The sequence below is a fragment of the Vibrio sp. Vb1337 genome (assembly GCF_033338715.1).
GTDB lineage: Bacteria > Pseudomonadota > Gammaproteobacteria > Enterobacterales > Vibrionaceae > Vibrio > Vibrio alginolyticus.
The window spans coordinates 38,394-55,810 of the sequence record NZ_JAWOTD010000015.1 but is presented as its reverse complement, the minus strand read 5'-3'; the positions used below and the strand labels follow the sequence as shown (position 1 = coordinate 55,810).

The following is a 17,417-nucleotide window of genomic DNA, read 5'->3' as shown; positions in this document are numbered from 1 at the left end:
AAAGGAGCCATCTGGCTCCTTTTTTGATCGCTATTAAGCGTGAAGTATATTACAGCCAGAACTCACTGATGGGTTGCTCTTCACTGTAATGATGGGCGATTTGCGCTTGCAGTAGCTCTGCGGTAGCAATTGCATCGGTTAATGCATGGTGAGGCGTATAGTCTGGCAGCCCATAACGGCGTCGAGATTGCGCTAGCCGAACCGATTCTGGTTTTTTCCCTTTTAAACGCTCCCAGAGAGAGCCTGAACGTTTCTGTTGAATCGTTTCTTCAAGGTGCAGCGTATCTAAAACAGGAAACTCAATACCTTCCCCTAAACGGCTTTTGAGCGCTTTATCCAGAAACTCTCTCTCGATACGACGGTAATGAACAACAATGATTTTCCCACTTAAGCATGGTAGCAGCTCGCTTAAGATATCGCCTAAGTCAGGTGCATCGATCAATTCGCTGTGAGTAATACCGTGTATAATGACTGAATCTTCATCGAGTGCACGCTGTGGACGTACCTTCCAATGACGCGAGTTACGTAGGAAAATTCGCTTCAGGTTAAACGGCACCAAACCAATAGTAATGATGTCATGTTTTTCAGGATTCAAACCCGTCGTTTCGAAATCTAACGCCACGAACTCCACCTCAGATAACGGTGTTTCTGGAGCAGGCGGCTTGTTGCTATAAAACGCAATTAAATTCTCATCCTTCGCCATCTCCAGCTTTTGTTCAAACTTCGTTGGCCACTGAATGGTTGGCTTCTGAAAGAGCTTTTTAATCATGCTAAACCTCACTTAAAGCTCTTGTTCGCTTGGTAGCGGAACTTAAGGAAATTTTGGCCATTGCTTAGGATCTGGAATGCATCCTTTAGGTTGCGACGTTCAAATTCAGAGAGGTTTTCCGGTTCGATATTGTTATCAGGCTCAATGCCTAGTTCCACATCCGTCGCTTGGTGACGAATACGTACCATGGAAATAAATTCTAACGCGTCTTTTAAGTCTTGTGCTCGACCTTTTGGCAAAATGCCAGCATCAATAATGTCGTCAAGACGCTCAAACGAGTTCTGTGCACGTGAACCAACCGCCAGAGAGTGAACGCGAATTAAGTCGACCAGAGGAGCAGTACCGCGACGTTTGAGGTTGATGGAGTTGTTGTGTCTGCCATCTTTTTCCATCACGAAGTCTTTAAAGAAGCCCAGAGGTGGTGTTCTGTTTAGTGCGTTACGAGCCAAACACGCTAAGAAGCGGTTGTTCTTTCGAGCGCGACGAACAATAAAGCTAGTTAACTGTTCTGCCCATTTTAAGCGGCCATAGACGCCATCCAAGTCGAAAAAGATGGAGGCGTTGAGTAGTGCTTTCGGGTTCGGGTTATCAATCCAGTCAGCAAAACACTCTTCCCACTCTGAACGAGTCATGCGCCATAGTGGGTTGGTTGCCATAATATCGCCTGTGCAATATTTGTAGCCACAGGCATCTAACCCATCGCTGACGTATTTTGCTAGGGCTTCGAAGTATTTACCATGTTTCTCTTCTTGATAAGTCTCATCTAGAATGATGGCGTTATCTTGGTCAGTTACCAACAGTTGCTCATCTCGCCCCATTGAGCCAAGTGCAAGGAAACAATAAGGAATTGGCGGTGGGCCAAGCTCTTCTTCTGCCATTTCTAGCAGACGCTGTTTGAAGCTTCGGCCAATGACCGACATCGCGCTACCCACCATGTGAGAGTTGGCATCTTCATTGACCAAACGCACGAAGCTGCTTTTTACTTCTTCGGCAACAACGGCTAAATCTTCGATAGTCTGTTGTTGGAAAATACTACTCACCAACAACAACGAATTCTGAGATTCATAACGAACAATGTCGGTGGTTTCGATAATACCGATTGGTAATTGGTTTTTTACCACTGGTAGGTGATGTACGTTGTAACGCAGCATCGTTAACATTGCTTCATAGATGTAAGCGTTGTGGTCAAGAGACATGACCTCCGTGGTCATCACACTAGACACATCGTCCTGTGGGGACAAACCTTCAGCTAACACACGGGTACACAAGTCACGGTCAGTAATGATACCAAGTACTGGGGACTGTGGATCGTCTTCGTCACGAACGAAATCTGGGTCGACGATAAGTAAAGCCGATACGTTGTCATTCGCCATTTGCTGCGCGGCTTGCTGGATTGTCTGACCACGATCAATCGTATGAGCATCGCCAGTCAGCAAGGTTTTCACTTTCGACGTCGTCAGGTCATTGGCGTCTTTGTTTTCTGAAATGGCTTGGCGTAAACGAGCGCTATTTTCAACTTCAACAAAATCCGCAAAGGAATCAAAGTTATCGTAAATTTCTTGGAAAATGTCACCAGGAATACAGTAGAGCAGGGTATCCTCAATGGCTTTTACCGGAAAGCGGACTTTGTTATTGGTGAGCATGCCCATCTGGCCAAATAGGTCACCTTCGTCAAGGCGATTATACAGCTCACCTTTGCGTCGATAAACTTCAACAACACCGCTTCGCACCACGTATAAATCTTGGATATAGTCTCCAAAATGGATGATGGGGGTATCTTCTCGGTAGTACGAGATTTCGACACTCTCTGTCACCTTGTTTAGTGTTTCTTCAGGGAGTTCATTGAACGGGGGATACTTGGCGAGAAAGTTGTAAATCTCGAGAAGTTCTGCATCCATCGAAGGCGCCTTTTAGTTCGCAAATAATAAAGTAATCTTAACTTAGTTTTAAAACAGAGTCTTATCTGAACCGCGATTTTCGTGCTCAGTCATAAGATTCTGACATATCGCACGATAAGGGAGCTTCATTTTTACTACTATATGGTCACCTCAATTGAAAAAGACGTCGTCGATATGTTTTCTTCGTGATGACTGATTAGATCTTTGGCTGTTTCAGATCGTTATCACGTCTTTAGATTAAGCTATTCTTCTTGAGCCAAGTAGCTCAGGCGATGGAATACAGTGTTTAGATAATTCTCATGAAAGGAAGTCGAATGGTGAGAAATTTATTGCTTGTTTCTTTAGCTGCTTTGCCGGCGATATCAAGCGCAGCGGTCATGGACCAAGCAGAAAAATTTGGGTACGAACACATTCATTTGGATGTTGGTGCCGGAACGACAAACGAAGAATGGTTAGATAACTCTAATGCGACCACAGTTGGACTCGGTGGTAACTATTTGTTTACTGAGAACTGGTTGTTTAATGTTGATTACTCAGCGCAGTTTTTCCATCCGGATGATTTTACTCTTCGCATTGACCGCCTTTTGTTTGGTGGTGGTTACCGTTATGGAGTTACAGAGCAATTCGATATCTACGGGCTATATGGAATAGGCGCAATCAAAGCGAAAGCGACGGACGACAAAACGGATAATACGTTGTCTTCCGATAGCGAATTGATTCAAGCTGTAACTGTTGGGGTGAATTACTTGCTCAGTGAAAAGCTTATTGCGACAGCTGAAGTGGAGTTGAACCGTAGTGATATCGTTGATGAGAACAATTTTAAGATCGGTCTTAACTACCAATGGCATAAAGTCATCGGCACTGGTCTTTTTTATCAGTTTAGAGATACTGATTATAGCGGTGAAAGCTCAGATTACGTCAATGAAGTAGGGCTGAGTTTGAAGTTTGTCTACTAGATCGGACGGGTTCGTTTTTGGCGTTAAGTTAAAACAAAAAAGGTCAGCTTATGCTGACCTTTCCTTTTAATAAAGTATGCGACAGTCGATTATAAAACCGCTGCAATGCCTTTACATAGAGGGCCCATATTTGACTTCGTCATACCAGCAACACTGATTCGGCCAGAACCGACAATGTAAATACCGAACTCTTCTTTAAGGCGGTTAACTTGCTCTTTAGAAAGACCAGAGAAAGAGAACATACCATTTTGACGTTCGATGAAACTAAAGTCTGCGTCCACACCCTCTGCTTTTAGTGCCGCTACAAACAGTTCACGCATTTCTTGAATACGGTCACGCATTTCTGCTACTTCAGCTTCCCATTCCGCACGCATTTCGGCGTTGCCAAGAATGTGAGTCACGACAGCGCTGCCGTGTGCAGGTGGGTTAGAGTAGATAGAGCGAATAATGGCTTTAACTTGAGAAAATGCGGTTGTTGCGACTTCTTCTGACTCAGCTACTAACGTGAAGGCACCTACGCGTTCATTGTATAGGCCAAAGTTTTTCGAGAAAGAGCTCGCGACTAGGATTTCTTTGTTGTACTTAGCAAAAGTACGAAGACCTGCTGCATCTTCTTCCACACCTTTAGCAAAGCCTTGGTAGGCGAAGTCGAACAGAGGAAGCAATTTCTTCTCTGCGACAAGTTTCGCCAATGTTTCCCATTCTTCAGCTGTAGGATCGATCCCTGTAGGGTTGTGACAGCAGCCGTGTAGAAGCACGATGTCGCCTTCAGATGCAGATTGCAGATCGTTTAGCATCGCATCGAAGTCTTTGTCTTTTGTTTCAGCATTGTAGTAGCTGTATTGTGCCGTTTCGATACCAGCAGCAGTAAATACGCCGTTGTGGTTCGCCCATGTTGGGTTGCTGATCCAGATCTTTACATCGCCTAGTTGACGTTTAATGAACTCGCCGGCAACACGTAGTGCACCAGTACCACCCGGAGCTTGAGCTGTTTTAGCACGTTTTTCGTTTACAATTTCTGCATCAGAGCCGAAAAGCAATTTTTGCACTGCAATGCCGTACTCTGCTGTGCCTTCGATGGTTAGGTAAGATTTGGTTTTTTCAGTTTCAACAAGTGCTGCTTCAGCTTTCTTTACTGTCGCAAGAACGGGAGTTTCGCCTTGCTCGTTTTTGTAAATACCTACGCCAAGGTTAATTTTGTCTGCGCGAGCATCTTTTTTAAACTCTTCAGTAAGGCCAAGAATAGGGTCAGCCGGAGCGGCAACTACTTTTTCAAACATAATCTTCATCCATGTTAATCGAAGGGGTGTGCTAACATTTATACCTTTCAGCAATATTGGTTACAACCGTTACTGAAAAGAAAACCTAAAAAAGTTGCGATTTGAAACAGAATTCTAACATAACTAAAGTTTTTGCCATGAAAACGTTTGGTAGGCACAGAGTTTGAAGGGCATTTATGCCATGGTTGGAGAAGTTTTGCACACATCCCAATCGTTTCAATTCAGTGCTTTGCGTTAACGCGTTTATAGTTGTCTAGTGAGGATTTGTTGAGACAAAAACGCCCCACCAAAGGTGGAGCGTTTACTGTTAGAAGTATGGATATCGGTTGGGGTTATTTCTTCAGATTGATTTCCGACTCAACCGCATTGGTTTCGATGTCAGGGTTAGAAGAAAGTTTTTCAGTCGCCCAGTCGTTCATATGCTTTAAGATCGCTTTTAATGCGTGTTTTTCGGTTGGTACTTCTGTCTTTTCAACTTCAAGTTTTTGCTTCGGATGCGTACCCGTCGCATCTTCTGCAACGTGTAACCAATCTGGATGCCAGTAATAAGGTTGGCCGGAAGGAGAGCTCCAAGAATGTACGCCGTTGGATTCACCTTTGTATTTAATATCTTCTTCGTTGTATTTCGCCATTATTGTTTTCTCTCATAATCCATGAGTTGAGGTGTGCATCACCATTACTATTTAAATGTAACAGATGTAATGAAAATTAATGTGATAACAATCGACTTATTTTGCCCTTTGAACGCTATAGAAGATGCGTACTTCTCATTCAGAAGAATTTACTATTTGGCAGGTTTTAGCTTTATTTGTGTTTAAAGCATACAACGATGGATTCGCCTACCTAATGCTATTCTTGAACGGTGATAGAGCCTAAACTACTCGTCATTCAAGTGTTTGAGAATCGCCGCTTTTGCATGCTCTTCTGTAGCTGTTTCTCCATCAGGGACTTCAAGGTCAGCCTTTTTGTGCTCACCCAAAGCATCTTCAGCGATATGCAGCCAATCAGGATGCCAATAATAAGGGGTGGTACTGCCAGGATGGTCCCAACTATGTACACCTTTATGTTTTCCGCGATACGAGAGATCGTCCATTGTAAAAACTTTCATCGCTTCCTCCTGATTTAAAGACAGTAGTTCGAAGTGAGTTTAACGCACTCAGTCCAACGTAAAACCTTGGCTTTTAGGTATTGCAAAGATGTGAGGCAATATGTGTGTAACGGTCAAAGTATGGGATATAAACGCTCACTTCGTGGCTGAAATATCTATTGATAAGCTTGATAAATTACGTTGCTAAATTGAATACTCCCATATCAGAATGCTGGCGCGAAGTATGCTATGGTGCGGCTGTAAGTGAAATGAGGGAAACATGAACCGATACCGTCAACTGGCTGAGCTGTTCAAAACGCAGATTCAGCAAAATACATGGAGAGCAGGGGAAAAGCTGCCATCAGTGCGTGTAACAAGCCGAAACCATTCTGTCAGCGCAGGTACGGTATTACAAGCTTATCAGCTGCTCGAAGCACAAGGTTGGGTCGCAGCGAAACCTCAGTCTGGATACTTTGTGACTGCGGAGTTGGACCGCTTCGAACCGAGTTCTCCAGCCACTTCCGTTTATCGCTCCAGCATCAACGATGAACTTTACGACTACCTCAAAAATCAGGCCTCACCGAATGCGGTGAAGTTTGGCTCCGCGTTTCCAGACCCTGCATTGTTCCCATTAGAAGCGCTAAACCGCAATCTAGCCAGCTCAGGCAGGAAGATGGGGGCAGAGACGTTATTGGATAACTTGCCGCCGGGCTGTGAGTCTCTACGCCGTTTGATTGCTCAACGGTACATCCAACAAGGTATGGTGTTTACCCATGATGATATTGTCGTTACTTCTGGCGCATTAGAAGCGTTGAATTTGAGCCTTCAGGCCGTGACCCAGCCTGGAGATACTGTTGTAGTTGAATCACCGACGTTTTATGGCTCACTTCAAGCGATTGAACGTTTAGGTCTAAAGGCGATAGAAATAACGGTGGATCCGTTAACTGGACATTCAGTGGATCAAATTGAAGCGACTTTTGCCGACAATGATGTTCGCGCATGTTGGTTAATGACTAACTTTCACAATCCAACAGGAACCTTATTAAGTGACGGGCAGAAGCAACGTATCGTCGAACTGGCTGATAAATACGATGTGTACTTGATCGAAGATGATGTGTATTCAGAGCTTTATTTTTCTGAAAAAAAGCCAAGCTCACTTAAAGCTTTTGATACACAAGAGCGCGTGTTGCATTGTGGATCATTTTCAAAAAGCCTTTGCCCTGGCTATAGGCTGGGCTGGGTGGTAAACAAACGCTTCAATGCGCAACTTCAAAAGCTGCAACTTATCTCGACGTTGTCAGGCAGTGCACCAATCCAGCAGGGTATCGCGCATTACTTGCAAAACGATAGTTATGATAGCCATCTTAGAAAACTGCGAAAGAATCTTGAGCAGCGGCAATTGGCGTTTATTGAACTGGTTGATAAGTACTTTCCCCAATCGATTCGTTACACGCAACCGGAAGGCGGCTATTTTCTTTGGATAGAACTGCCGAAAACAAAGTGCGGAAAAGCGATTTATCAAAAGTTATTGGAAGCGAACATCACTGTAGCATTTGGTCAGTTGTTTTCTGTCGCTCCAAATTATGAGAGCTACCTGAGGCTTAATACATCGTTACCTGTAAATGATGAATTAGAACAAGCCGTGAAGACGGTCGGAGAATTACTTCATTAGCCAACTGTTTACCTGTTTTTTGCTCAAACTGTATCAGTGGACGATACCGAAGCTGTGTTTCAATCATGGGCAGACAACCATTTAGGTTAGGAGCCGTAATGAAAAAGCAGTTGGTAAAGCATGAACTTAGGTTGATGGGTGTTGCTATTTTTAGCGCATTTTTGTTGGTGTTTGCACACTTGATATTGGCGAAATCTTTTTCTCATATGGTTTGGACGGAATACACTGCTGCCGTTATCCCATTTGTGATGTTTGGCTTGTGTGTGGTTGGAGTAAAATACGCAGCGCGAGCAGATGAGGATGACGACGAAAATAACAACTAGAGTGCATACACTGGTTGCTAGAAAATCATTCGTACAAATAAAAGACCTCCACATGGGAGGTCTTTTTAATTCGATATCACTAAAAAGTGATTAGAAGTTCGCAGAGCGAGGGGTACGTGGGAATGGGATCACGTCACGAACGTTGCCCATACCAGTTACGTAAGATACTAGGCGCTCGAAGCCTAGACCGAAGCCTGCGTGTGGCACTGTACCGTATTTACGTAGGTCGCGGTACCAGCTCATGTGTTCAGGATCGATACCCACTTCACGCATACGTGCATCTAGAATGTCTAGGCGTTCTTCACGCTGAGAACCACCGATGATTTCGCCGATGCCCGGTGCTAGAACGTCCATCGCTGCAACTGTTTTACCGTCATCGTTAGCACGCATGTAGAATGCTTTAATGTCTTTCGGGTAGTTCTTAACGATTACAGGTGCTTTGAAGTGTTCTTCAGCAAGGAAACGCTCGTGCTCAGAAGACATATCGATACCCCATTCAACTGGGAATTCGAACTCACGACCTGAATCAAGAAGGATCTGGATTGCGTCAGTGTAGTCAACTTGCGCGAAGTCAGAAGAAACGAACTGCTCTAGACGAGTGATTGCTTCTTTGTCGATGCGTTGAGCGAAGAACTCAAGGTCATCACGACACTCTGCAAGCACTGCTTTAAACACGTACTTGAGCATGTCTTCAGCCAGTTTCGCTACATCATCCAGTTCTGCGAACGCAACTTCAGGCTCAACCATCCAGAATTCTGCTAGGTGGCGGCTTGTGTTTGAGTTTTCAGCACGGAAAGTAGGGCCGAAAGTGTAAACTTTGCTTAGCGCACAAGCGTAAGCTTCTGCGTTTAGCTGACCAGATACGGTTAGGAACGTCTCTTTACCGAAGAAGTCTTCGTTGTAGTCCACTTTACCAGCGTCAGTGCGAGGAAGGTTTTCCATGTCTAGCGTAGATACGCGGAACATTTCACCAGCGCCTTCAGCATCTGAAGCCGTGATCAACGGCGCAGATACCCAGAAGTAACCTTGCTCGTGGTAGAAGCGGTGGATTGCTTGAGATAGGCAGTTACGTACACGTGCTACTGCACCGATTACGTTTGTGCGCGGACGTAGGTGCGCAACTTCACGTAGGTACTCGATAGAGTGACGAGTTTTTGCCATTGGGTAAGTTTCAGCATCTTCAACCCAACCAACCACTTTAACGTCAGTGGCAGCAAGTTCGAAGTCTTGACCCTTTGCAGGAGATTCAACAATCTTACCAGTTACTTCAACAGAGCAGCCAGTCGTTAGCTTTAATACTTCGTCTTCGTAATTATTAAGATTATTTGGGACCACGGCCTGAATCGGGTCGAAACAAGAGCCGTCATATATGGCAAGGAAAGAGATTCCAGCTTTGGAATCACGACGTGAACGGATCCAGCCACGAACAGTCACTTCGCTGTCTACTGCTAGCTGACCTTTCAATACGTCTGATACAGGCGCGTAAGTCATGTTTTCAATATTCTCCATTGAGGTAAAAATTCAACTCAACGCTTACTTAAAGTACTTGTCTAATAACATTTTTGTTCAAAAAACAAGCTAAGCGCTGAGTTGGGTAGCATTTTACAGATTCAACGAGACATATTACCTGTCAATTCGCTCGCATCAACCTTTATATTCGTTTTGATGGGGAGAATCTCTCTATTTATTCACTCTTTTGTGCTCTGAAAGTGTGAATTGGTTTAGTAATTGCTCTAAACGTTCGGATAGATGCTCTAAATCAACACTAATATCACGCGTGTGCGATGCTGATTGCGATGTGTCGTTAGCATGCAGTGTGATCACATCTATTTTAGATTGAATATGCTGACTTACATCAGATGTGGTTTGCGTCTGGTTTTGGATATCTTCTGCATGTCTGAGCACTTGGCGCATTTCGTCAACAACGTTATGCATTGTGGCTGATAGTGCCTCGACATCGACAGAGCGTTGATGAGCAAACTGGCAGACGGTATCAACAGAAGTTAATGACTCTTCACTTCCTTGCTGGAATTGAGAAATGATATGTTCAATATTACCAGTGGCTTCAGCCGTCCTAGAAGCCAGGTTACGCACTTCTTCCGCGACGACCGCAAAACCGCGTCCTTGCTCTCCGGCTCGAGCGGCTTCAATAGCAGCATTCAACGCGAGCAGATTGGTTTGTTCTGCAATACCCTTAATAACCACAAGAATGGACGACACTTCTTCGGTTCTTTGATTTAGAGAACTGATTTTTTCCCGTACGGTATCAATGTTACTTACTAGTTGTTTGATGTCTTCACTGACGTTGTGTGCTTGACTTGCACTATGAGTGGCGACATCAACGGTGTGATTGACCAAAACAGTAGCGTTGTTAGTCGAGTCCTCAACCGCAGTTTGTTGCTGCAACATATCGGTGATATTACTTTGTACTTCGTTGGTCTCTAGCTGTTGGTTATTGGCCGCTTTATCTGTGGACTGCGCGACAGCAGTTAGTTTACTCGCGGAGTCGGCAAGTGAGTGAGAGGTGTCTTGCACACGTTCTAAGCTTTCGGAGACCGTATCCATGAATGAATTGATTGCAGTAGAAAGTTGGCCCACTTCATCCTGTTGGTGATGCATAAGTCGTTGAGATAGATCTTTGCTATGGCTCACATTCGACATGAATTTCGACGTTCTTTGAATTGGTCGTACAATGATTTTTTGAATCAAACTCATCGTTATGATGAAGCCCACAAATGCGATTACGGCCATTATTCCCATCGCAAACATTGCCTGTTTACTGATCATTGAATTGACATGATTCATGTTGTATTCCAAGCGAATCGCGCCCAACACTTCTCCTGCTGGTGCAACGTGGCAAGAAACGCAGTTGGTGCCACGGTAATTTTCGCTCGATTTCATTGGTAGCGCGACTACTAACCCTTTGCCCCAATCGGCTGATATTGGTTCAATCACCAGTTCACCATTCAACGCTCGTTGATCAATATCATCGACAGGCTGTTGGTTTTGTTGCCCAGGTCCGTAAAGTTTGGTCACAGTATCAGCTCGCAACACGCGAACTGCTTCAATGCCTTCTTGGGCCAGGGCCTTTTGACGTAAGGTTTCTTTTTGCGACATGGTGCCCGTAAGCATCATCATATTTAGGCTATCGAAATAATTACTAGCCTTATCATGGAGTTGTTCACTAAGAACATCATTGATTAAGGTTTTTTGTTGATGGTATTGGTAAGCCGTAGAGGCAGCTAGAACGCAGCTGAAGACAGCAATTAACGCCAGTAAGAGCTTAAAAGTGATAGTTGAGCGCATAAATTTATAAGTGTAATTGGAACAAACTGCACAATATTAATGTGCACAAATGCGCACTGCGAACAACGAAATGAATGATTGTGACCCCACACATGTTGGGGATATGTAATTGTGATGTGAGTGCTGTGTAATCAAATGTTTGGCGCGTGACAGAAATACGGCGCTTTGGTGTGAGTGATAGCAAAGAGGCCGGGAACCAGCGGAAGTTTTTGCTACGCTTGTATGGGGTAACGCTTGTCTCTTGGCAGCGAATTCCTTAGTATTGCCTGTCTTTTTAAAGCCTGAGAATCAAGATGAAAACAGAATTATACAAAGAGTTTATGTTCGAAGCAGCACACCATTTGCCACACGTACCAGAAGGTCACAAGTGTGGTCGTTTGCACGGACACTCTTTCCTTGTTCGTCTTTATGTAGAAGGTGAAGTTGATCCACATACAGGTTGGGTAGTGGATTTTGCAGAGATCAAAGCTGCATTTAAACCAATTTACAATCGCTTAGACCATTACTACCTAAACGACATTGAAGGGTTAGAGAACCCGACTAGCGAAGTGTTAGCAAAATGGATTTGGCAGCAGCTCAAGCCAAGCTTACCACTGCTAAGTAAAGTAGAAATCAAAGAAACGTGCACAGCGGGTTGTATTTACAAAGGCGAATAAGTCACTTTCTGTTGAGCATTAAACAAAGGCAAGCGAGAAGCTTGCCTTTGTTGTATCTGAATGGCCCAATTTTGATTATGCTTCACCAGCTAGCTTAATGGGTGTCGTAGAATCCATTCTTTTTCATTATCACCCAATGTTGTTTCCTCTGTATTAATGAATCCGCACGCATCAAGAAAACTGATAGCGTATTGCTGACTTTGTGGGACAGTGGCGCAAAGAGAGGTGCTTTTAGGGTTAATGGTATACGCATAAAGGAACAGTTTACGCAATGCCTCACTCCCAACCCCTTGACGTTGGAAACGTTGATCAATCATCAAGTACTTAAGCTCCAGTTCGTATCGTTTAGCAAACGGCGCATGTTGGGAGAAACCTTTATCGATAACAAGGTAGCCTACTAATAGATCATCAGAATAAATCGTAAAGAACGCCTCTGACTTACTACGTTTTTGATAAGCCATTTCAAACGGTGTAAAAAATCCTTTTTGCTCTTCTTGCACATCCAATTGCATCAAACTTGAAAAATCTTTCAGTTTGGTGGGTTTAATCGCAATCATCGCTCAATCACAAATTGGCGGCATACCGTTATGCCACCACGAGTTTTTATAGAGTATTAGATCTATTTTAAGTAACTAACCGAGTGAAGAAAAGCTAGCAATGAAGAGGGTAATAATAACCTTGGTGAATATAGGCGCCCAATGTTGTGAGTAAGTGAGCACTGTCTGCCGTTTCTACGCCTTCAACAATGACCGTGCAGCGATACGTATTGCCCATAGCAATTAACTGACGCAAGGTTTCTATCTTTTTATCATCAGATTTTAGGCCAATAACAAATTCTCGGTCGATTTTGAGGTAGTCCGGATTCAGCTTGCTGATAAGCGCCACATTATTATTGCCGGTGCCAAAGTCATCAATACTGATTTTACAATCCAGTGCTTTTAGTTTCGCGACATTGCCATAAATCTCAGAGGTATAATACATCGATGCATTTTCTGTGATTTCGATTGTCAGCAAACGGCAATCCCGATTAGATAGCTCTCTATATAGGATTGAAAAGTTACGCCCTCGCAGCAAAGAAGGACAAACGTTAATGCTGATAGGGATGGGCAACGCTTTTTGTTTGGTGTAGATGGAATCAATCACCAGTAAGGTATGAGTTAGCAGCAATCCATTGCGGATCAGTGTTTCAATAAACCGTTGCGTATTTTTTACCTTAAACCGGGAGAGGGCTTCGTAGTGCACAATCTTTTGTGCCGAAGTGTTATAAATCGGTTCCAGTTTTATTTTGAATTGTCGAATTGCGCACAAGTAAGCCATAAAGGCTTGTAGGGAGCGGTGACGCAGTATAATGAGAAAAAGTAAGCTCAGTAGAATGATACTTTGAAACGGTCCAGAGATGTAATACACCTCTTTATAGCCACTATTCTTTACGTGATAATTGAAGAAGCGTTCATTGGTGTTACCAATCTCTAACGATGTTCCGGTATTCGTTGATAGCTTCATACCGGAAAGAAAAAAACGTGAAATATGATTTTCAACATTGTCGGATAAGTTAATGTTTTTAACACGAACCAAAACAGTTGCGTTATTTAAGTCAAATGATTGTGTCGTGTAATTGCTATTGTTACTCCACTCTTCAAACGCTTTTTTGCTGACAGGGACAACGGTTTCTGGAGTGACTAAGCATCGAATATTGAAACGATCTAGCATCATGCTCGATTCCACCAACTTCACATTATCAAATAGTGACTTCAGTTCGCTTTCATTAGCAAAGCAACTCCTGCGGGAAAGATTCTCTGCAATTTCGAAGGCGTTATCCAGATAATTATGTTTAACGATGCTGTTTATCGCGTAGTAACAGATAGCAAAGAAAATGATCGCAGTGATCAACACAACCCACATTGCTTCTGAATAGATCTTTTTATTACGCAGGCAAATACGAAGCGCTTTGCGAAGACTATTGGTTGTGTATTGATTGATCTTCTGTTGATGTTCGATGCCATTCTGATGGTTGTTTTGCATAGTAAAAGGGATGAAGTATCCGGTCCGGTGAATGTTTTCGATAATGTTTTTGTTAGTGGTTAAATGTTCTTCCGTGAGCTTGCGAAATTTCTTTCTTAGAGCGGCCACCGCGTTTTTAAAGCCATTTTCAGGCAGTGTCATTTTGTATTGTTGAGTGATTTTGCTTTCTATTAACCGCTGACTAATCGGCGTATTTAAACTGCCGTATGTGGCGATAGTTGACAGAATGGCGTACTCATTTGGGTTGACAGGAATGGAGTGGTGGAGTGACTGATTGAGCTCTAGAGATATTTCGTTTTCGGACAAGCAAACGCAGATTTGGTTTCCAATTTCAAACCTAATCATGTGTTGATGTGCTCCAAGTTTAATTTTTGGCTACGTTATCAATAAAGCTAGGGAAGAGATGTGATTTTTTACTGAGATATCCATAATATTTGGATATATTCAACGTTTTAGGTTTTTTTTACTTGTCCTGATAACGCATTTTCCTGGGTTTTTTAGGTATAAAAAAAACCCGAGCACAGACTCGGGTTTTGATTGGTATTCAGAAAGGCGTGTTAGCAAATCACTTTGATTGCTAGACCACCTTGAGATGTTTCGCGGTATTTCGCGTTCATGTCTTTACCTGTTTCTAGCATGGTTTCGATAACCTTATCTAGAGAAACAGTTGGAGCTGAAGAGCGACGTAGTGCCATGCGAGTAGAGTTGATTGCTTTTACTGCCGCAATACCGTTACGCTCAATACATGGAACCTGAACCTGACCTGCAACTGGGTCACACGTTAGACCTAAGTTGTGCTCCATCGCGATTTCTGCTGCCATACATACTTGCTCTGGGCTACCACCCATAAGCTCAGCAAGGCCTGCTGCTGCCATAGAACATGCCACGCCAACTTCACCCTGACAGCCAACCTCTGCACCAGAGATAGACGCGTTACGCTTGTAAAGACCTCCGATTGCGCCAGAAGCTGCAAAGTAACGGATGTAATCTTTTTCAGTCACAGTTTGGATGAACTTATCGTAGTAAGCCAGTACCGCAGGGATGATGCCACACGCACCGTTAGTTGGTGCCGTTACTACGCGGCCACCAGCTGCGTTCTCTTCGTTTACTGCGAAAGCAAACATGTTTACCCAATCAACAACAGACATTGGGTCGTTTGTCGTCTTTTCTGAAGTAAGTAGCTGCTGGCGAAGTGCTGCTGCACGACGAGGCACGCGTAGTGGACCAGGCAAAATACCTTCTTCATTCATACCGCGATCCATACACTCGCGCATTGTGCGCCAGATGTTCGCGAAATAAGTACGAGTTTCTTCATCTGAATGAAGCGCATGCTCATTCTTCATGGTTAGTGCGCTGATGGACAATCCACTTTCGTGGCATTGGTTAACCAGTTCCTCTGCCGTTGTAAACGGGTAAGGTACTTTTACTGGGTTTTCAGCTTCTTTACCGAAATTTTCTTCATCAACGATGAAACCACCGCCGATAGAGTAGTAAGTTTTTGAGTACGCTTTTTCGTCATCAATCCAAGCGTGGATCTGCATGCCGTTTTCGTGTAGCTCTAGGTTTGTTTTGTGGAAGTTCATTCCACCTTCACGTGGGAACGATACTGTGTGACAGTGCATGCCAACAGGAAGGCGTTCAGTTTCTTCTACACGAGCGATAAAGCCCGGGATAGAATCGATATCAACTTTCTCAGGAGTGTTGCCTGCAAGACCCATGATGATAGCAATATCTGTGTGGTGACCTTTCCCTGTCAGTGATAGTGATCCATAAACGTCAACGGTGATTTTAGTGATGTCGCGCAGTTTTCCCATTGCACGAAGATCATCAATAAACTCTTTACCCGCTTTCATTGGGCCTACAGTGTGTGAGCTTGAAGGTCCAACACCGATTTTATAGATATCAAAAACACTAATCATATCGATTACCTCAGAAGAAAGCCTCCCAAGGGGAGTTGGGAGGCTTAATTTTATCGTTATATTTTTGGATTAATCATACTGCACTGGGCAGAGATGATTAAAGAGCGCCGTAGATTACAGAACTAATTGCAGCAAGACCACAGATTGCTGTGAAAATTTGCACAGGTGCTGAAGTTTTGTACTTAGCCATCGCAGGAACTTTTTGCATTGCGAAGATTGGCATCAAGAATAGGATTGCCGCAATCATCGGTGCACCCATTGTTTCAATCATACCTAGGATGCTTGGATTAACGATAGCAACGATCCAAGTTGTGATTACAATGAAGATTAGAGACATCTTCTCGATCTTGCTTACTGGTGATTTTGAACGAGATTTCACTAGACCAACTAGACCTTCGTGCGCACCTAAGAAGTGGCCAAAGTAGCTAGAGGTGATCGCTGCGAAAGCAACCAATGGACCCATGTAAGAGATCAGTGGAGATTCATGCACGTTTGCTAGGTAAGAAAGAACAGAGATGTTTTGCTCTTGCGCCGTTGCTAGTTGCTCTGGAGACAGAGAAAGTACAACAGAGAAAACGAAGAACATAACAAAGCCCATCAGCATCATTGCTGCGCCACCAGTGATAGCGTCAGTTTTCTTAACTGCGTCATCACCATATACACGACGTTGCTCTTTAGAGAACTGAGAAATGATTGGGCTGTGGTTGAAAGAGAACACAATAACAGGGATTGCTAGCCATACGATAGCTGGCATTGCACCCCAGTCAGGCGACACTTCCATCATTGAAGTGTTCCAACCAGGAATCAGGTATACAGACAGAGCTAGTAGGATGAACACGAGAGGGTAAACCATTGCTGAAGTTGCTTTCAGCATAAGCTCTTTACCGAATACTACGCCTGCTGTCATTGCAGCAATAAGTGCACCAGAAAGTAGCCAGCGAGGAATAGATTCCATGCCCATTTGGTTAACTAGGAAAGAGTCAACTGTGTTTGTGATACCAACACCGTAGATAAGTACGATTGGGTAGATAGCGAAGAAGTAAGCGAACGTAATAAGGTTTGCGCCAGTCTTACCAAAGTGCTCTTCTACTGTGTCGGTGATGTCCGCTTCAGGGTTTTTCGCAGAAAGAACGAAACGAGCTAAAGATTTGTGTGCGAACCAAGTCATTGGTGCTGCAATTAGGGCTAGGATTACTAATGGCCAAAAGCCACCTGCACCTGCTTTAATAGGAAGGAACAGTACACCTGCACCTACTGCCGTACCAAAAAGGGACAGACACCAGGTAAAGTCTTTGTAAGAAAACTTACTAGACGATTGTGCGGTAGAAACCGCAGAAGTAGTTGTATTCATTTTTTAGTTACTCATTTTGGGAACAGGAAATAAGTCGGGAGTAATTTTGCAAGATTTTACACTAGGAAAATTAGATCTAAATCATTTATTGCTTACGCTTATTGAATGATATGTCAAAAACCTGCTTTTTATCACGAAAATGATGTGCTACTCGTGATTTCTGCTAATGAGTAAAATT

The 17,417-nt window shown here is 43.6% G+C and carries 15 protein-coding genes; 4 read left to right on the top strand and 11 right to left on the bottom strand.

Going from position 1 to position 17,417, the window contains the following annotated elements:
* Window positions 1–49 precede the first annotated feature (49 nt).
* Entirely contained in the window at window positions 50–769 is a 720-nt protein-coding gene (locus R7E42_RS16775) for a 3'-5' exonuclease (protein ID WP_005376881.1), read from the bottom strand.
* An 8-nt stretch (window positions 770–777) separates the two neighbouring features.
* On the bottom strand, window positions 778–2,667 hold the full coding sequence (locus tag R7E42_RS16770) for a DUF294 nucleotidyltransferase-like domain-containing protein (protein ID WP_033905640.1): 1,890 nt from the start codon (window positions 2,665–2,667) through the stop codon (window positions 778–780).
* A gap of 314 nt (window positions 2,668–2,981) precedes the next feature.
* On the opposite strand from R7E42_RS16770, the gene R7E42_RS16765 reads away from it, so the two are divergent.
* The gene (locus tag R7E42_RS16765; RefSeq protein WP_017820457.1) at window positions 2,982–3,623 is read left to right on the top strand and encodes an outer membrane beta-barrel protein; all 642 of its coding nucleotides are present in this window, start codon (window positions 2,982–2,984) and stop codon (window positions 3,621–3,623) included.
* Between the two features lie 89 nt (window positions 3,624–3,712).
* Here the strand turns inward: R7E42_RS16765 and R7E42_RS16760 are convergent, their stop codons facing one another.
* The 3 genes from R7E42_RS16760 to R7E42_RS16750 form a co-directional block, all read right to left on the bottom strand.
* The gene (locus R7E42_RS16760) at window positions 3,713–4,903 is read right to left on the bottom strand and encodes an amino acid aminotransferase (RefSeq protein WP_318072845.1); all 1,191 of its coding nucleotides are present in this window, start codon (window positions 4,901–4,903) and stop codon (window positions 3,713–3,715) included.
* A 332-nt stretch (window positions 4,904–5,235) separates the two neighbouring features.
* Window positions 5,236–5,535, bottom strand: a complete 300-nt coding sequence (locus tag R7E42_RS16755) for a hypothetical protein (RefSeq protein WP_005376885.1) — start codon at window positions 5,533–5,535, stop codon at window positions 5,236–5,238.
* A 245-nt stretch (window positions 5,536–5,780) separates the two neighbouring features.
* Window positions 5,781–6,011, bottom strand: coding sequence for a hypothetical protein (locus R7E42_RS16750; RefSeq protein WP_017636104.1), 231 nt, complete (start codon window positions 6,009–6,011; stop codon window positions 5,781–5,783).
* Window positions 6,012–6,270: 259 nt separating this feature from the next.
* Between R7E42_RS16750 and R7E42_RS16745 the strand changes: the two genes are divergently transcribed.
* Window positions 6,271–7,662 carry a PLP-dependent aminotransferase family protein gene (locus tag R7E42_RS16745; protein WP_213901592.1) on the top strand — a complete coding sequence of 464 codons (1,392 nt, stop codon included), beginning with the start codon at window positions 6,271–6,273 and terminating at the stop codon, window positions 7,660–7,662.
* Window positions 7,663–7,760: 98 nt separating this feature from the next.
* Window positions 7,761–7,985 carry a hypothetical protein gene (locus R7E42_RS16740; RefSeq protein ID WP_017636102.1) on the top strand — a complete coding sequence of 75 codons (225 nt, stop codon included), beginning with the start codon at window positions 7,761–7,763 and terminating at the stop codon, window positions 7,983–7,985.
* Between the two features lie 90 nt (window positions 7,986–8,075).
* Here the strand turns inward: R7E42_RS16740 and asnS are convergent, their stop codons facing one another.
* Window positions 8,076–9,476, bottom strand: a complete 1,401-nt coding sequence (gene asnS / locus R7E42_RS16735; protein ID WP_017636101.1) for an asparagine--tRNA ligase — start codon at window positions 9,474–9,476, stop codon at window positions 8,076–8,078.
* 189 nt (window positions 9,477–9,665) lie between these two features.
* Window positions 9,666–11,291, bottom strand: coding sequence for a methyl-accepting chemotaxis protein (locus R7E42_RS16730; RefSeq protein ID WP_025767294.1), 1,626 nt, complete (start codon window positions 11,289–11,291; stop codon window positions 9,666–9,668).
* Window positions 11,292–11,584: 293 nt separating this feature from the next.
* Here R7E42_RS16730 and queD point away from each other — a divergent pair, with 293 nt between their 5' ends.
* A complete protein-coding gene (gene queD, locus R7E42_RS16725) occupies window positions 11,585–11,947 on the top strand; it encodes a 6-carboxytetrahydropterin synthase QueD (RefSeq protein ID WP_005376896.1) in 363 nt (120 codons plus the stop codon).
* Window positions 11,948–12,036: 89 nt separating this feature from the next.
* Here queD and R7E42_RS16720 read toward each other — a convergent pair whose 3' ends face one another.
* From R7E42_RS16720 to R7E42_RS16705, 4 genes are all read right to left on the bottom strand, one after another.
* Window positions 12,037–12,504, bottom strand: coding sequence for a GNAT family N-acetyltransferase (locus tag R7E42_RS16720; protein ID WP_017820448.1), 468 nt, complete (start codon window positions 12,502–12,504; stop codon window positions 12,037–12,039).
* A gap of 94 nt (window positions 12,505–12,598) precedes the next feature.
* Window positions 12,599–14,314: an EAL domain-containing protein gene (locus R7E42_RS16715; RefSeq protein ID WP_138940463.1), complete on the bottom strand. Its 1,716-nt coding sequence runs from the start codon at window positions 14,312–14,314 to the stop codon at window positions 12,599–12,601.
* A 212-nt stretch (window positions 14,315–14,526) separates the two neighbouring features.
* Window positions 14,527–15,888, bottom strand: a complete 1,362-nt coding sequence (locus tag R7E42_RS16710) for an L-serine ammonia-lyase (protein ID WP_005376899.1) — start codon at window positions 15,886–15,888, stop codon at window positions 14,527–14,529.
* Between the two features lie 97 nt (window positions 15,889–15,985).
* Complete coding sequence (locus tag R7E42_RS16705; protein ID WP_005388284.1) at window positions 15,986–17,239, bottom strand: aromatic amino acid transport family protein; 1,254 nt, start codon at window positions 17,237–17,239, stop codon at window positions 15,986–15,988.
* Window positions 17,240–17,417 lie beyond the last annotated feature (178 nt).

Bases quoted from the DNA above. Each gene is read 5' to 3' on its own strand.
- R7E42_RS16730 (WP_025767294.1), bottom strand. From the start codon at position 11,291: ATGCGCTCAACTATCACTTTTAAGCTCTTACTGGCGTTAATTGCTGTC.
- R7E42_RS16760 (WP_318072845.1), bottom strand. From the start codon at position 4,903: ATGTTTGAAAAAGTAGTTGCCGCTCCGGCTGACCCTATTCTTGGCCTT.
- asnS (WP_017636101.1), bottom strand. From the start codon at position 9,476: ATGACTTACGCGCCTGTATCAGACGTATTGAAAGGTCAGCTAGCAGTA.
- R7E42_RS16705 (WP_005388284.1), bottom strand. From the start codon at position 17,239: ATGAATACAACTACTTCTGCGGTTTCTACCGCACAATCGTCTAGTAAG.
- R7E42_RS16720 (WP_017820448.1), bottom strand. From the start codon at position 12,504: ATGATTGCGATTAAACCCACCAAACTGAAAGATTTTTCAAGTTTGATG.
- R7E42_RS16710 (WP_005376899.1), bottom strand. From the start codon at position 15,888: ATGATTAGTGTTTTTGATATCTATAAAATCGGTGTTGGACCTTCAAGC.
- R7E42_RS16715 (WP_138940463.1), bottom strand. From the start codon at position 14,314: ATGATTAGGTTTGAAATTGGAAACCAAATCTGCGTTTGCTTGTCCGAA.
- queD (WP_005376896.1), top strand. From the start codon at position 11,585: ATGAAAACAGAATTATACAAAGAGTTTATGTTCGAAGCAGCACACCAT.
- R7E42_RS16765 (WP_017820457.1), top strand. From the start codon at position 2,982: ATGGTGAGAAATTTATTGCTTGTTTCTTTAGCTGCTTTGCCGGCGATA.
- R7E42_RS16755 (WP_005376885.1), bottom strand. From the start codon at position 5,535: ATGGCGAAATACAACGAAGAAGATATTAAATACAAAGGTGAATCCAAC.
- R7E42_RS16740 (WP_017636102.1), top strand. From the start codon at position 7,761: ATGAAAAAGCAGTTGGTAAAGCATGAACTTAGGTTGATGGGTGTTGCT.
- R7E42_RS16750 (WP_017636104.1), bottom strand. From the start codon at position 6,011: ATGAAAGTTTTTACAATGGACGATCTCTCGTATCGCGGAAAACATAAA.
- R7E42_RS16770 (WP_033905640.1), bottom strand. From the start codon at position 2,667: ATGGATGCAGAACTTCTCGAGATTTACAACTTTCTCGCCAAGTATCCC.
- R7E42_RS16745 (WP_213901592.1), top strand. From the start codon at position 6,271: ATGAACCGATACCGTCAACTGGCTGAGCTGTTCAAAACGCAGATTCAG.
- R7E42_RS16775 (WP_005376881.1), bottom strand. From the start codon at position 769: ATGATTAAAAAGCTCTTTCAGAAGCCAACCATTCAGTGGCCAACGAAG.